Consider the following 15907-nt stretch of genomic DNA (forward strand, 5'->3'; position numbering starts at 1 on the left):
CGCCCTGCCGTCGGCGGGCTGGAGTCGCTATACTCGGAGGCTTTCCTCTTCCAGCGACAAAAGCCCCCTCCATGGACAAGACCTACCAGCCGCACGCCATCGAAACCTCCTGGTACCAGACCTGGGAACGCCAGGGCTACTTCGCGCCCCAGGGGTCGGGCGAGCCCTACACCATCATGATCCCGCCGCCGAACGTGACCGGCAGCCTGCACATGGGCCATGGCTTCAACAACGCCATCATGGATGCCCTGATCCGCTTCCGCCGCATGCAGGGTCGCAACACCCTCTGGCAGCCGGGCACCGACCACGCCGGCATCGCCACCCAGATGCTGGTGGAGCGCCGCATCGGTGCCGAGGGCCTGTCGCGCCATGACCTGGGCCGGGAAAAATTCCTGGAAAAGGTCTGGGAATGGAAGAACGAATCGGGTGGCAACATCAGCCGGCAGATCCGCCGCCTGGGCTCCTCGGTGGACTGGTCGCGCGAGCGCTTCACCATGGACGACGGCCTCTCCGAGGCGGTCAAGGAAGCCTTCGTACGCCTGCACGAGGACGGTCTGATCTATCGCGGCAAGCGCCTGGTCAACTGGGACACCAAGCTGCACACCGCCATTTCCGACCTGGAAGTGGAAAGCCATGACGAGAAGGGCCACCTCTGGCACCTGCGCTATCCCCTGGCGGACGGCGCCCGCACCACCGAGGGCATGGATCACCTGGTGGTCGCTACCACCCGCCCCGAGACCCTGCTGGGCGATGCTGCCGTGGCCGTGCATCCGGAAGATCCGCGCTACAAGGATCTGATCGGCCAGTACGTCGAACTGCCCCTGGTGGGCCGCCGCATCCCCATCGTCGGCGACGACTACTGCGACCCCGAATTCGGCACCGGCTGCGTCAAGATCACCCCGGCCCACGATTTCAACGATTATGAAGTCGGCAAGCGCCACAACCTGCCGCTGATCAACGTCTTCGACGCCGACGCGGCCATCCTGCCCGGCGCTCAGGTTTTCAACTTGGACGGCAGCGTCAACGGCATGTTCGACGCCACCCTGCCCGAGGCCTACGCCGGCCTGGACCGTTTCGAGGCGCGCAAGCGCATCGTCGCCGACCTGGACGCCGCCGGCCGCCTGGAGAAGATCGAGGACCACGCCCTCAAGGTGCCCAAGGGCGACCGTTCCGGCACCGTGATCGAGCCCTGGCTGACCGACCAGTGGTACGTCTCCACCAAGCCCCTGGCCGAGAAAGCCATCGGCGTGGTCGAGAGCGGCGAGGTGCAGTTCGTGCCCAAGCAATACGAGAACATGTACTTCAGCTGGATGCGCGACATCCAGGACTGGTGCATCAGCCGCCAGCTCTGGTGGGGCCACCGCATTCCCGCCTGGTACGACCAGGCCGGCAACGTCTATGTCGGCCGTGACGAAGCCGAGGTACGCGCCAAGCACAACCTCGGTGACATCGCCCTGCGCCAGGACGATGACGTCCTAGATACCTGGTTCAGCTCCGGTCTCTGGACCTTCTCCACCCTGGGCTGGCCCGAGCAGACCGATGCGCTGAAGACCTTCCATCCCACCGACGTGCTGGTCACCGGCTTCGACATCATCTTCTTCTGGGTCGCCCGGATGATCATGCTGTCCACCCACCTGACCGGGCAGATCCCCTTCAAGACCGTCTACGTCCACGGCCTGGTCCGCGATGGCCAGGGCCAGAAGATGTCCAAGTCCAAGGGCAACGTGCTCGATCCGCTGGACATCGTCGACGGCATCGACCTGGAGACCCTGCTGCAGAAGCGCACCAGTGGCCTGATGCAGCCCAAGCTGGCCGAGAAGATCGCCAAGCAGACCCGCGCCGAATTCCCGGATGGCATCGCCAGCTACGGCACCGACGCCCTGAGATTCACCTTCTGCTCCCTGGCCACCACCGGCCGCGACGTCAAGTTCGACATGGGTCGCGTCGAGGGCTATCGCAACTTCTGCAACAAACTGTGGAACGCGGCGAACTTCGTCATGGAGAACGTCGAAGGCCAGGACACCGGCGTCAATGACGAACCCGTGGAGCTCTCCTCGGTGGATCGCTGGATCATCTCCCAGCTGCAGCGCACCGAGGCCGAGGTGACCCGTCAGCTCGACGCCTTCCGCTTCGACCTGGCTACCCAGGCCCTCTACGAATTCGTCTGGGACGAGTACTGCGCCTGGTACCTGGAACTGGTCAAGCCTGTGCTGTGGGACGAGAACGCCTCCATCGAGCGTCAGCGCGGCACCCGCCGCACCTTGGCGCGGGTGCTGGAAGTGGTACTGCGCCTGGCGCATCCCTTCATGCCCTTCATCACCGAGGAAATCTGGCAGCGCCTCAAGGCGCCGGCCGGTGTCCAGGGCGAGACCCTGATGCTGCAACCCTGGCCGGTGGCCAACGAGGCACGCATCGATGCTGCCGCCGAAAGCGACATCGAGTGGGTCAAGGCGCTGATGCTGGGCGTGCGGCAGATCCGCGGCGAGATGAAGATCTCCATGGCCAAGCGCATCGACATCATCGTCGCCAACGCCAGTGCCGAGGACCAGCGCCGCCTGGCCGACTTCGAGCCGCTGCTGAACAAGCTGGCCAAGTTGGAATCGGTCCGCGTGCTGGCCGCCGGCGAGGAAGCGCCGATGTCCGCCACCACCCTGGTGGGCGAGATGGAAGTGCTGGTGCCCATGGCCGGGCTGATCGACAAGGACGCGGAACTGGCGCGCCTGGACAAGGAGATCGGCCGCCTGGAAGGCGAGGTCAAGCGCGTCGGCGGCAAGCTGGGCAACGAAGGCTTCGTCGCCAAGGCGCCTGCCGAAGTGCTGGAGAAGGAGCGTGCCAAACTGGCAGAAGCCGAACAGGCCCTGGCCAAGATGGTGGACCAGCGGCAGCGCATCGCTACCCTCTGATGCCCCTGAAGCCCACCCTCGCGGTGGGCTTTTTATTGCCTAGGACGATTCTCATGGATGTGAGCAAGACCAAGACCAGTTTCTATCGCCGGCTCTATGTGGCCTGGCTGGTGGCCAGCGGCACCGCCACCAGCGTGCCCGCGCTGATGGCCGCCACCGGCATGCCGCGGCGTACGGCCCAGGACACCCTGCTGGCGCTGGCCGATCTGGATATCGACTGTCAGTTCGTGCAGGGCGACGGCGCGCGCAACAACGCGGGCGGCTACGAGGTCCGCGATTGGGGCGCGGTGGATCCGCGCTGGGTCGAGCGTGAGCTTGCACGGATCAAGACCGTTCTCGGCTATCCCTGACGGCTAGAAATCCAGCACCTGCACCACGTCGTAGGCCGGCGTTTCATAGGGATGCGCCTCCTTGAGCGCCGCCACGGCCTGGCGGGCGACCTGCTCATCGGCCAGTACCAGCTCCACTCGCCATTCCGTTAGCTGTTCGAGACTGCCCTGCTCGCCCAGGTGCGGCTGGCTGCCCGCCAGTGGACGGAATTGACCGAGGCCCTGGACCTGCCAGCAGCAACTGTCATAGAGCCCGATGCGGCCACCGCCCACAGCAAAGATCGCCTGCTTGACGGCATCGAGGTGCGAGTCGGGGACGTAGAAACACAGCTTGAACATCGAGGACTCCGGAGACGCTGGACGGTCCCTTTAGCTTAAACCCTTCCCAGAAAGACGAAACCCGCGCCGAGGCGCGGGTTTCGTCAGACGCGAGCCGAGGACTCAGTCCACCCAGACCCGCGCATTGCGGAACAGGCGCATCCAGCCGCCGTCCTCGCCCTGCCAGTCGGCCGGGATCCAGGAGTTCTGTACGGCGCGGAAGCAGCGCTCGGGGTGCGGCATCATCAGCAGCACGCGACCGTCCTGGCTGGACAGACCGGTGATGCCCAGCGGCGAGCCGTTGGGGTTGGCCGGATAGGTCTCGGTGACCTTGCTGTGACCGTCGACATAGCGCAGCGCCACGGTGCCGGAGACGTCAGCGGCGACCAGCGCCTGCTGGTTCGGGTATTCGGCGAAGCCTTCGCCATGGGCGATGGCGATGGGCAGCCGCGACCCGGCCATGCTAGCGAGGAACAGCGAGGGCGAATCCTGCACCTGGACCATGGCCACCCGCGCCTCGAACTGCTCGGAGCGGTTGCGCACGAAGCGCGGCCAGAATTCGCTGCCGGGCACCAGCTCGCGCAGGTTGGCGACCATCTGGCAGCCGTTGCACACGCCGAGGGTAAAGGTATCGGTGCGCTCGAAGAACTGCTGGAAGCCGTCGCGGGCCCGGGCGTTGAACAGGATGGACTTGGCCCAACCACCGCCGGCGCCGAGGACGTCACCATAGGAGAAGCCGCCACAGGCCACCACGCCCTTGAAGTCCGCCAGGTCGATGCGACCGGAGAGGATGTCGCTCATGTGCACGTCGATGGCGGCGAAGCCGGCGCGATCGAAGGCCGCGCCCATCTCCACCTGACCGTTGACGCCCTGCTCGCGCAGGATGGCGACCTGGGGCCGCACGCCCTTCTTGATGTAGGGGGCGCAGATGTCCTCGTTGGGATCATAAGCCAGCTTGGCCGACAGACCCGGATGATCCTCTTCCAGCAGGGCATCGAATTCCTGCTGGGCGCAGTCGGCATTGTCGCGCAGGCGCTGGATCTGGAAGCTGGTCTCGCTCCAGACGCGCTGCAGCATGCGCCGCTCGGCCCGGTAGAGATGCTCGTCGTGGTAGTGGATGTTGATCTCGTAGCCGTTGACCGGGTTGCCGATCACCGCCACGCAGTCTTCCAGACCGGCCGCGCTGAACTGGGCCAGCACCTCGTGGGTGAAGTCCTGGGGCACCTGGATGACGGCGCCCAGCTCTTCGGCGAACAGCGCGCGGGTCAGTTCGTCACGGTCGGCGGCCAGGGCGTCCAGGCGCAAGGCCAGGCCGCAGTGACCGGCGAAGGCCATTTCCACCAGGGTGGTGATGAGGCCGCCGTCGGAACGGTCGTGGTAGGCCAGCAGCAGGCCGTCCTGGTTGAGGCCCTGGATCACCGCGAAGAAGGCCTTGAGGTCTTCGGCTTCGTCGACGTCGGGAGCCTGCTGGCCGAGCTTGCCGTGGGTCTGGGCAAGGATGGAGCCGCCCAGGCGATTCTGGCCGCGGCCGAGATCGATCAGGATCAGGTCGGTCTGGCCCTTGTCCAGGCGCAGCTGGGGGGTCAGGGTGCGGCGGATGTCCTGCACCGGGGCGAAACCGGTGATCACCAGGGACAGCGGCGCGGTGACGCTCTTGTCTTCGCCACCGTCCTGCCAGCGGGTCTTCATGGACATGGAGTCCTTGCCGACCGGGATGGTGATGCCCAGCTGCGGGCACAGCTCCATGCCCACCGCCTTGACGGTTTCATAGAGGCGCGCATCTTCGCCCGGGTGGCCGGCGGCGGCCATCCAGTTGGCGGAGAGCTTGATGTCGCCGAGCTTGTCGATGCGCGCTGCGGCCAGGTTGGTGATGGTCTCGCCGATGGCCATGCGGCCGGAAGCGGGCGCGTCGAGCAGCGCCAGCGGGGTGCGCTCGCCCATGGCCATGGCTTCGCCGGTGTGGACGTCGAAGCTGGTGGCGGTCACGGCGCAGTCGGCCACCGGGACCTGCCAGGGACCGACCATCTGGTCACGGGCGACCAGGCCGGTGATGGTGCGGTCGCCGATGGTGATCAGGAAGCTCTTGCTGGCCACGGCCGGGTGGCGCAGGACGCGCTCCACCGACTCGGTCAGGTCCAGGCCGGCGCCGTCGAAGGCGTCGCCCAGTTCGGCTTCCCGGGTGGCGCTGCGGTGCATGCGCGGCGGCTTGCCGAGCAGGACGTCCAGCGGCATGTCCACGGCGTTGTTGCCGAAGTGGCTGTCGGCCACGGTCAGCTGGCGCTCCTCGGTGGCTTCGCCGACCACGGCGAAGGGGCAGCGCTCGCGTTCGCAGATGGCCTTGAAGGTCTCGAAGTTCTCGGCGTCCACGGAGAGCACGTAGCGCTCCTGGGACTCGTTGCACCAGATCTCCAGCGGACTCATGCCCGGCTCGTCGTTCGGCACGTTGCGCAGTTCGAAGCGGCCGCCGCGACCGGCATCGTTGACCAGTTCGGGGAAGGCGTTGGACAGGCCGCCCGCGCCTACGTCATGGATGAAGGTGATGGGGTTGTTTTCGCCCAGCTGCCAGCAGCGGTCGATGACCTCCTGACAGCGGCGCTCCATTTCCGGGTTCTCGCGCTGCACCGAGGCGAAATCCAGGTCGGCGGAGCTGGCACCGGTGGACATGGACGAGGCGGCGCCGCCGCCCAGACCGATCAGCATGGCCGGACCACCGAGCACGATGAGCTTGCCGCCCACCGAGATGTCGCCCTTCTGCACGTGGTCGGCGCGGATGTTGCCCAGGCCGCCGGCGAGCATGATCGGCTTGTGGTAGCCGCGCACCTCGGGACCACGGGGGGTCTCGACCTGCTGCTCGAAGGTGCGGAAGTAGCCGGCCAGGGCCGGGCGACCGAATTCGTTGTTGAAGGCGGCGCCACCCAGCGGGCCCTCGATCATGATGTCCAGCGGGGTGACGATGCGCTCGGGCTTGCCGTAGGGCTGCTCCCAGGGCTGCGCGAAACCGGGGATGTTCAGGTTGGAGACGGTGAAGCCGGTCAGGCCGGCCTTGGGCTTGGAGCCGCGGCCGGTGGCGCCTTCGTCGCGGATCTCGCCGCCGGAGCCGGTGGAGGCGCCGGGGAAGGGGGCGATGGCCGTCGGGTGGTTGTGGGTCTCCACCTTCATCAGGATGTGCACGGGCTGGCTGTGCGCGCCGTACTCACGGGACTCGGCGTCGGGATAGAAGCGGCCGGCGGTGAAGCCTTCCATGACCGCGGCGTTGTCCTTGTAGGCGGACAGCACGCCAGCGCGGTTCATCTCGTAGGTGTTCTTGATCATGCCGAACAGCGACTTCTCCTGGCTTTCGCCGTCGATGTCCCAGCTGGCATTGAAGATCTTGTGCCGGCAGTGCTCGGAGTTGGCCTGGGCGAACATCATGAGTTCGATGTCATGGGGATTGCGCCCCAGGGCGGTGAAGCTCTTGACCAGGTAGTCGATCTCGTCCTCGGCCAGGGCCAGGCCCAGCTCGAGGTTGGCCTGCTCCAGCGCGGCGTGACCACCGCCGAGCACGTCCACCGCGGTGAGCGGCTTGGGCGCGGCATGGCTGAAGATGTCGGCGGCGGCGTCCAGGGTCGGCAGCACGCGCTGGGTCATGCGGTCATGCAGGGCCGCGGCCAGCTGCGCGTGGGCAACGCCGTCCAGCTCGCCGGCGACGTAGTAGGCCACGCCGCGCTCCAGACGCTCGATCTGCGCCAGGCCACAGTTGTGGGCGATGTCGGTGGCCTTGCTCGACCAGGGCGAGATGGTGCCCAGGCGCGGGACGATGAGGAACAGCGCGCCTTGGGGTTCTTGCTGGGGGACGCTGGGGCCGTATTGCAGCAGTCGGCCGAGGATGCCCTCTTCCTCCGCGCTCAGGGTGCCGGCGACTTCGGCGAAATGAACGAACTCGGCATAGAGCCCGGAGACACCGGGAACCAGGCGAGTCAGCTGGTCGAGAAGTTTGCCGTGACGGAACGAAGAAAGAGCGGGAGCGCCGCGCAGGATCAGCATCGGGGACAGCCTCGGGGCCAAGTCACTTTGGGGCCGTGCATTCTAGCCTAAAGGCGCGCCGGGGACACCTTCCGGCGACGAGGGTTCATGCAGCCTTACAACCATCATTGTATGTATAAAATGGGCGCTGGGCCACTTCTCGCGTATACTGCCCGCCGTTACGGCCTGCCGCGCCCCATGGACGCGGCTCCCCATTGGGCTCAGGATAGAGCCTTTGGCCGGACCGGTGGCGCGGAGCGTCCCGACCATAACGAGTGCCCGGAGGGGCCGACCGATGAGGCGCGTCAGCAAGGCGCCAGTGCCGTTTTGATGCCGTATGGCCGAGCTAGCCCATTTGAATAGAGCCTTCAAGCGATTCGCCTGGCTTACCCTGCCCTTCCTCGCCTTGCTCATGAGCTGCGGGGAGGCCGACGTGCCTGCGCCGCCCAAGCCTACCGCGCTGGAGCAGGTGCAGCAGGCGGGAGTCCTGCGCGTGGTGACGCGCAACAGTCCGGCGACCTATTTCCAGGACCGCAACGGCGAGACCGGCTTCGAATACGAATTGGTCAAGGGCTTCGCCGAATCGCTCAAGGTACGCCTGGAAATCAGCACCGCCGACAACCTCGACGACCTCTTCAATCGCCTGACCGCGCCGGACGGGCCGGTGATCGCCGCGGCCGGCCTCACGCCTTCGATCAATCGCCAGAATCTGAAGTTTTCCCGCAGCTATCTGGACGTGGTGCCCCAGGTCATCTATCGCAACGGCACCGTCCGCCCCAGCACGCCCAAGGACATGGTCGGCAAGCGCATCCTGGTGCTCAAGGGCAGCAGCCAGGCCCAGCAACTAAAGGCGCTGCAGGCCCAGGTGTCGGGGCTGGCCTTCGACGAATCCGATCAGGTGGAGGTCAGCGACCTGCTGCGCATGGTCGACGAGGGCCAGATCGACCTGACCCTGGTGGATTCCAACGAACTGGCCATGAACCAGGTCTATTTCCCCAATGTGCGGGTTGCCTTCGACCTGGGCGATAACCAGGGCCAGGCCTGGGCGCTGCAGCCCGGTGAGGACAACAGCCTGCTCGACGCGGTCAACGCCTACCTGGACAAGGTCCGCCGCGACGGCACCCTGCAGCAGCTCAAGGAGCGCTACTACGGCCACGTCGACGTGCTTGGTTACGTCGGTGCCTACACCTTCGCCCAGCACCTGCAGGAACGCCTGCCCAAGTACGAGAAGCACTTCCGCAAGGTGGCGCAGAAACACCAGTTGGACTGGCGCCTGCTGGCCGCCATGGGCTACCAGGAATCGCTGTGGACGCCGGACGCCACCTCCAAGACCGGTGTACGCGGACTGATGATGCTGACCAACAACACCGCCCAGGCCATGGGGGTATCCAATCGCCTGGATCCCGAGCAGAGCATCACCGGCGGCGCCAAGTACTTCGACCAGATCCGTGACGAGCTGCCCGACAGCATCAACGAACCGGATCGCACCTGGTTCGCCCTGGCCACCTACAACATCGGCATCGCCCACATCCTCGACGCCCGCCGTCTGGCCGAATCCCAGGGCCTGGACCCGGATCGCTGGCTGGACGTGAAGAAGATGTTGCCGCGCCTGGCGCAGAAGCAGTGGTACAGCAAGACCCGCTACGGTTACGCCCGTGGTGGTGAGACGGTGCAGTTCGTGCAGAACGTGCGCCGTTATTACGACATCCTCACCTGGACCACCCAGCCGCAGATGGAAGGCCAGCAACTGGCCAAGACCGGCCTGCACGTCCCCGCCATCGCCGACGACCGTCCCGTCCGGGAAACGCCCCAGGATATGTGAGGCACGGCACCTCAGGACGTAGGTTGGGCTGAGACGGCTCCATCGCCGAAGCCCAACATTGCGGGCTCGACCTGGGCACCGTTGGGCTTCGCTGCGCTCAACCCAGCCTACCGAAGCGTCCCATCATCAGGACGTAGGTTGGGCTGAGACGGCTCCATCGTCGAAGCCCAACATTGCGGACTCGACCTGGGCACCGTTGGGCTTCGCTGCGCTCAACCCAACCTACCAAAGCGCCCCATCACCAGGACGTAGGTTGGGCTGAGACGGCTCCATCGTCGAAGCCCAACATTGCGGGCTCGACCTGGGCAGCGTTGGGCTTCGCTGCGCTCAACTCAACCTACGAGAGTGTTAGCCCTTGGGCTTCTGGATCAACTTGTCCACCGCCCGGGCGGCGGCGACCATGCCGAAGGTGGCGGTGACCATCATCACCGCGCCGAAGCCGCCAGCGCAGTCCAGGCGCACGCCTTCGCCGACGAAACTCTTCTGCTGGCAAACGCTGCCGTCCGGCTTGGGATAGCGCAGCTGCTCGGTGGAAAAGACGCAGGGCACGCTGTAGTGGCGGCTGGGATTGCGCGAGAAGCCGTAGTCGCGGCGCAGCAGCGAACGCACCCGCGAGGCCAGGGGGTCGTTGTAGGTGCGATTGAGGTCCACCACCTGGATCTGGGTGGGGTCGATCTGGCCGCCCGCACCGCCAGTGGTGACGATGGCGATCTTGCGTCTCTTGCACCAGGCGATCAACGCCGCCTTGGAGGCCACGCTGTCGATGCAGTCCAGCACCAGATCGAGCTCCTCGGTGATGTAGTCGGCCATGGTCTCGCGGGTAACGAAGTCCGCCACCGCCTTGACCGTGCAGGCCGGGTTGACGGCCTGGATGCGCTCGGCCATCACCGTGACCTTGGGTCGCCCCACCTGGCCGTCCAGGGCGTGCACCTGGCGATTGGTGTTGCTGACGCAAACGTCGTCCAGATCGAACAGGCTGATGCGACCGACGCCGCTACGGGCCAGGGCCTCGGCGGCCCAGGAACCCACTCCGCCGATGCCGACCACGGCGACGTGACTGGCGGCCAGGCGCTCGACGGCCTCCTGCCCATAGAGCCGGGCGATCCCGCCGAAGCGTTGTTCATCGAACGTCATGAAGGCTTTCCAGTCGGGTAGCCCTGGATCATTATCTGATCCAGAGCCCCCTAAGAACCGTGCGGGCGACTTTCACCGCACACGGCTCAAGCTTACGAAAAACCAGCCAATAGCTGGCCGGCAACTGTGACTACGATCTTAACACTTAAGACCGCTGTATCGCAGGGTTACCTTATGCCGCCGGCTATGAACCAGCGAGTGGCAGCTTGGGTGAAGAAGTGTACGGTTGTTCAAAGTGTCTGGACCGCCGTCCACCCGTCTGATGACATGGTGATCGTCCCATCCAGTCTCTTTAGTGATTGCGTGACCACACAGCGCGCATTTTCCTTGCTGTCGTCGGAAAAGATAAAGTATTTGTCTTCGATAACGCAGCTTGTGCTGCATCCGTTTGACCCTTAACTTCTCCCACTCCTGCTCGCGCTCCACATCATAGGGTTGGTACTCAACCGCTAGGTGCATGTGCCGCACAATCTCCGTATCCGCCAATCTGTAAAGCTGACGGAGCTTCTGCTCTCCTTTACTACTCTTATGAAGGGATGCAAACACCCAGTTCCGCGTGCCGATTGCATGAAAGTATTTGTTTTCACACCATGCGGCCAGTTTTCTTGGATGTCTGCGTTTCGCCCACCGCTTCAATAGCCAGTGAATGTCGCTATCTAGCTTATTGAAGGTCTTCTTTGCCACCACTGGAGAGTGATAGTTAGCCCACCCTTTCAGTACCGGATTTAGGCGTCCGATTAACTCTCCCTGAGTTAGTGCACCACTGCTCCTCACTATCTCTTTCACCTTACGATAGAATGCAGAAACATTCTTTCTTGCCGGTTTTATAAATAGCTTGGCACGCTTATATGGCGACCTCGGCACATACTTCCTAAAGTTCCACCCTAAAAAGTCAAAGCCTTTGTAGATGTGAGTGATATGAGTTTTCTCAGAGGACAGCTTGACCCCTCGTGCTGACAGGAATAGCTCGACCCATGGTTGGACTTCGTCACGCAACAGCTCGTTACTATCCGCTGTGATGACGAAATCATCCGCATACCTAACCACATGCACCTTTAGCTTCTCCGCCCTTTTCTTCCCAAACTTGGAAATCAAGTACGTTCGAAGCTGAGACTCCAACCCATTTAGTGTGGCGTTGGCCAAGCAGGGCGAGATGATCCCACCTTGTGGCGTTCCGGCCTCCGTAGCCTTGAAGTGTCGCCGGTCGATTACCCCGGCCTTCAACCACAGCCGCAGCACCTTCTTGTCCATAGGGACGTTCTGGCACAGCCACTCGTGATTGATGTTGTCGAAGAACCCCTTGATATCTCCTTCCAATATCCACTGGGCACAGGTCCGCTGTGAGAGTAGGTTGAAGAGTTCGGCCATTGCATCAGTCGTTGATCGGTCAGGCCTAAAGCCATAACTTTTCGGATCGCTGCTGCTTTCGATAACCGGCTCAAGGGCGGCTAAGTAGAGCGCTTGCATGGCCCGATCAAACATCGTCGGTATGCCTAGTGGACGCTTTTCCTTCTTTCCTGGCTTCGGTATCCACACCCGCCGAAGCGGTTTGGGCCGATAGCCTCGTTTCTCCGATAGACGCTTCGCGGCGTAGAGCTTGGCTGGGGGCGTCCCCCAGGTTTCTCCATCGACGCCCGGAGTCTTGCGACCCCGGTTTTCAGTCACCCGTCTTACAGCCAAACAGCGACCATAAAACGAATGGGTCAGTAACCGTTGTAGACGTTTAACCCTACGCCAGTCACTAGCCTTTGTTGCCTGCGCAATCTTCAACTGCGTTTTCCGAACGGAGATTTGGATCTTGGCCCAATCGAGATCGTGCCAGCCCTTCACACCGTCAGGAGACGCAGACGAAACCGGTGTTGCTGGTTGCGTATTCATACAGTCCTCCTCAGGTCAGTAACCTTCGGGACGGACTTCTCCCCCTAGGGGTTGAAGTCACCCCTAGGGTCGTTTCGCTGGAAATCAGCACTAGATCATGCGCCCGTAAACCAGGTGCACGTCAGCCAGGGTTGCCCCTGTCGATAATGTTTCAATCGATATGCCGCCCATTACAGACAGCCATTCGCTTTTTGCACCCTCCCATTCCCCACACCCAACAGCTTTCCTTGCGGATTGCCTGCCTTCCGATGTTGCTGGTTAGGCGGGTGGTCGGGATTGCCACGTTCCCCGATGTGCATCGATTCCCCGGTTAGGTTCCGTCTTTCCCCCGGCAGTCATAGTGGTACCGCGTCGCCTCTTTTGACGGCGAGCGCCGAACTGCGGTGCCGTTTTTGGCTAAGGCCTATTAATTGCCGTAGGCCCGTTACTGTTTACGGAGGGTCAAACGACGATTCACTTTCGTTAACCGTACGGGTTAGGTCACTAGCCCCTTGCCCCCGTGCAATTCGGGAGCTGCACGTGGCTGTTACCAGCCATCGCACCCCCATTTGGGGTAGGACGTTGTCGATCGGGCTTCACACCCCAGGGTTGGCCCCCGACGCATGCCGATGTAGTGAACTGGCAGGTACATGCCAGGCTCGGTGCCCCCTATGCCAGCGAGGTTGAGCAATGCACAACGGAGCGGTTGCTCAGTGCTTGGACGAGATACCCTAGCGTCTCACGACGTTGGCATAGGCCAAATGAGACCAAGGCATCCCAGTGATGGATTGACCCCTTGCGGGATCGATCACCCACAGGGAGTCTTGTTACATTTAGATACAATTCCACTAATGGAAATTGCTCTCTGTTACGTCCGATTGATCAATTTATAGCCGGAAACGGCCAAAATTGAGACGTACTAACCCTGACGAGCAGGGATCGTAATGTCCCCACAGGTGGGTCAAAGCAGACGCGGCAGGACCGGCTCTCGTGCTTCTTCAGGCTTTAAACCCTTGTAAAACAAGGGGTTAGGTGCCAAGGCAAGCTACCAACCAAGCACAACACGAGCATTCGTGTCGCACCAAAAGCCACAGTATAGGTTTTCCTTTACCATACCGCTCCCCCTGAACCCTAGCCGCCTCCCGGGACCCGCCATGACCACCGCTCTTACCCCCACTCTGGAACTCGCCTGCGACCTCATCGGCCGGGCCTCGGTCACGCCGTTGGACGAAGGCTGCCAGGCGCTGATGATGCAGCGCCTGGAGCGCCTGGGCTTCGCCCTGGAACCGCTGCGCTTCGAGGAGGTGGACAACTTCTGGGCGCGCCGTGGCGGCGAAGGTCCGGTGCTGTGCTTCGCCGGCCACACCGACGTGGTGCCCACCGGCCCGCTGGAGGCCTGGCAGCAGGCGCCCTTCAATGCCCACGTGGATGCCGATGGCATGCTGCGTGGCCGCGGCGCCGCCGACATGAAGGGCAGTCTGGCGAGCATGATCATCGCCGTGGAGCGCTTCGTCGCCGACCACCCGGACCATCGCGGCGCCATCGCCTTCCTCATCACCAGCGACGAGGAAGGCCCCGCCCTGCATGGCACCCGTGCCGTGGTCGAGCGCCTGCGCGAGCGCGGCGAGCGGCTGGACTGGTGCATCGTCGGTGAACCCTCCAGCACCCGGCTGTTGGGCGATGTGGTCAAGAACGGTCGCCGCGGCTCGCTCAATGGCCGCCTGACCGTGCGCGGCAAGCAGGGCCACGTGGCCTATCCGCACCTGGCGCGCAATCCCATCCACCTGGCGGCCCAGGCCCTGGCGGATCTCGCCGCCGAGCAATGGGACGACGGCAACGCCTTCTTCCCGCCCACCAGCTTCCAGATTTCCAACCTCAATTCCGGCACCGGTGCCGGCAACGTGGTGCCGGGCGAGCTGCAGGCACTGTTCAACTTCCGCTTCTCCACCGAATCCACCGTGGAAGGCCTGCAGGCCCGGGTCGAGGCCATCCTCGATCGCCACGGCCTGGACTGGCACATCGACTGGTCGCTGTCCGGCCTACCCTTCCTCACCGAGCCGGGCGACCTGCTCGACGCCGTCGCGGCCAGCGTGGAGGCGGTCACCGGCTATCGCCCCGAAGCCTCCACCAGCGGCGGTACCTCGGACGGCCGCTTCATCGCCACCCTGGGCGCCCAGGTGGTGGAACTGGGTCCGGTCAACGCCACCATCCACCAGGTGGACGAGCACGTCCTGGCCAGCGACCTGGATCTGCTGACCGAGGTCTACTACGGCACCCTGGTGCGGTTGCTGGCATGAAGCTGATCTGTCCGCTCTGCCAGGCCCCGCTGGCCGAACTCGAGGGTGGCGTCGGTTGCGCCACCGGCCATAGATTCGACCGCGCCCGCCAGGGCTACCTGAACCTCCTGCCGGTGCAGCACAAGAAGAGCCTGGATCCGGGTGACAACGCCGCGATGGTCGAGGCCCGCCGGCGCTTTCTCGATGCCGGTCACTATGCGCCCCTGGCCGAGCGCCTGGCGCAGCTAGCCGCCGAACGCGCACCTCAGCGCTGGATCGACGTGGGCTGTGGCGAAGGCTTCTATACCGCGCGCCTGGCCCAGGCCCTGCCCGCAGCCGACGGCTATGCGCTGGACATCTCCCGTGAGGCGGTGCGCCGCGCCTGCCGACGTACCCCGGCGCTGACCTGGCTGGTGGCGAGCATGGCGCGTCTGCCGCTGCCGGACGCCAGTTGCCAGCTGCTGGCCAGTGTCTTCAGCCCCATCGACTGGGCCGAAGCCCTGCGCGTGCTGGCACCGGGCGGCGGAATCCTGCGCCTGGGTCCGGCCAGCGCCCACCTGCTGGAGTTGCGCCAGCGGCTCTATGACGAGGTGCGCGACTATGCCGAAGACAAGCACTTGCAGGATCTGCCGCCAGGTCTGGAACTGGCCCACAGCGAAGGGCTCGAATTCGTGCTGCCGCTGACCGAGCGCCAGACCCGCGAAGACCTGCTGGCCATGACGCCCCACGGTTGGCGGGTCAACGCCGAGCGTCGCGAGCGGGTTCTCGCCGAGCCCTTCGAGGTGCGGGTGGCAGTACGTTACGATTGGATCGTCAAATCCGGAGCCTAAGCCCCATGCGCCAGCCCGATATCGAAATCTACCTAAAGGACGTCGACCAGGACGCCGTCTCGGCCTGGCTCGAACAGGTGTTCGCCATGCCTTGCGCCTGGCAGGTGCGTGGGCAGACCTTCAAGTGCACCCTGCGCTATGGTGGCGAGCCCATTCCAGTCACCTGGCTGCCGAAGGCGGTGGGCAAGTGGCACAGCCTGCTGCTGGAAAGCGATGTCTCGCCCTGGGTGGACGACCTGGCCTGTGCCCGCGACGCCCAGGCGGCCCTGCAGGTGCAGGTACGCTGCGCCCCGAGTGGCTGGAGCGAGGAAGAAGAGGAAGAAACCGCCGATCGCTGGCTGAAGGTGACGGACGAGGGCGTCGAGGAAATCGTCTGGCGCACCGAGTGAACCGAAGGCGCGAGGAGCTTTGCGCTCCTCGCGAAGCGGGCTCAGAG

At 64.2% G+C, this 15907-nt stretch carries 10 protein-coding genes; 6 read left to right on the plus strand and 4 right to left on the minus strand.

Annotation, left to right across the window (positions count from 1 at the left end; genetic code table 11):
* The first annotated feature begins 71 nt into the window (after positions 1–71).
* Together NRG74_RS12155 and NRG74_RS12160 are read left to right on the plus strand one after the other, a co-directional pair.
* On the plus strand, positions 72–2903 hold the full coding sequence (locus tag NRG74_RS12155) for a valine--tRNA ligase (protein ID WP_257704073.1): 2832 nt from the start codon (positions 72–74) through the stop codon (positions 2901–2903).
* 53 nt (positions 2904–2956) lie between these two features.
* Positions 2957–3253, plus strand: coding sequence for a winged helix-turn-helix domain-containing protein (locus tag NRG74_RS12160; RefSeq protein ID WP_017642556.1), 297 nt, complete (start codon positions 2957–2959; stop codon positions 3251–3253).
* 3 nt (positions 3254–3256) lie between these two features.
* On the opposite strand, the gene NRG74_RS12165 is transcribed toward NRG74_RS12160, so the two are convergent.
* Complete coding sequence (locus NRG74_RS12165; protein WP_017642557.1) at positions 3257–3571, minus strand: NIF3 1; 315 nt, start codon at positions 3569–3571, stop codon at positions 3257–3259.
* 102 nt (positions 3572–3673) lie between these two features.
* The gene (purL, locus tag NRG74_RS12170; RefSeq protein WP_257704075.1) at positions 3674–7573 is read right to left on the minus strand and encodes a phosphoribosylformylglycinamidine synthase; all 3900 of its coding nucleotides are present in this window, start codon (positions 7571–7573) and stop codon (positions 3674–3676) included.
* Between the two features lie 316 nt (positions 7574–7889).
* Here purL and mltF point away from each other — a divergent pair, with 316 nt between their 5' ends.
* Positions 7890–9374 (plus strand): membrane-bound lytic murein transglycosylase MltF, encoded by a 1485-nt coding sequence (gene mltF, locus NRG74_RS12175; RefSeq protein WP_017642559.1) that lies wholly within the window; start codon positions 7890–7892, stop codon positions 9372–9374.
* Between the two features lie 348 nt (positions 9375–9722).
* Here the strand turns inward: mltF and tcdA are convergent, their stop codons facing one another.
* A complete protein-coding gene (gene tcdA, locus NRG74_RS12180) occupies positions 9723–10508 on the minus strand; it encodes a tRNA cyclic N6-threonylcarbamoyladenosine(37) synthase TcdA (protein ID WP_257704078.1) in 786 nt (261 codons plus the stop codon).
* Between the two features lie 138 nt (positions 10509–10646).
* On the minus strand, positions 10647–12386 hold the full coding sequence (ltrA, locus tag NRG74_RS12185) for a group II intron reverse transcriptase/maturase (protein ID WP_145152957.1): 1740 nt from the start codon (positions 12384–12386) through the stop codon (positions 10647–10649).
* A gap of 1133 nt (positions 12387–13519) precedes the next feature.
* Here ltrA and dapE point away from each other — a divergent pair.
* The 3 genes from dapE to NRG74_RS12200 are packed head-to-tail and all read left to right on the plus strand — an operon-like array spanning position 13520 to position 15860.
* Positions 13520–14662, plus strand: coding sequence for a succinyl-diaminopimelate desuccinylase (gene dapE, locus NRG74_RS12190; protein ID WP_017641148.1), 1143 nt, complete (start codon positions 13520–13522; stop codon positions 14660–14662).
* Positions 14659–15471 (plus strand): putative RNA methyltransferase, encoded by an 813-nt coding sequence (locus tag NRG74_RS12195; RefSeq protein WP_257704080.1) that lies wholly within the window; start codon positions 14659–14661, stop codon positions 15469–15471. Before dapE ends, NRG74_RS12195 begins: the two co-directional genes overlap by 4 nt.
* A gap of 5 nt (positions 15472–15476) precedes the next feature.
* The gene (locus NRG74_RS12200; RefSeq protein ID WP_257704082.1) at positions 15477–15860 is read left to right on the plus strand and encodes a hypothetical protein; all 384 of its coding nucleotides are present in this window, start codon (positions 15477–15479) and stop codon (positions 15858–15860) included.
* Positions 15861–15907: the final 47 nt, after the last annotated feature.

The organism is Pseudomonas oryzihabitans, assembly GCF_024652905.1.
In the GTDB taxonomy this organism is placed as follows: Bacteria; Pseudomonadota; Gammaproteobacteria; order Pseudomonadales; family Pseudomonadaceae; genus Chryseomonas; species Chryseomonas benzopyrenica.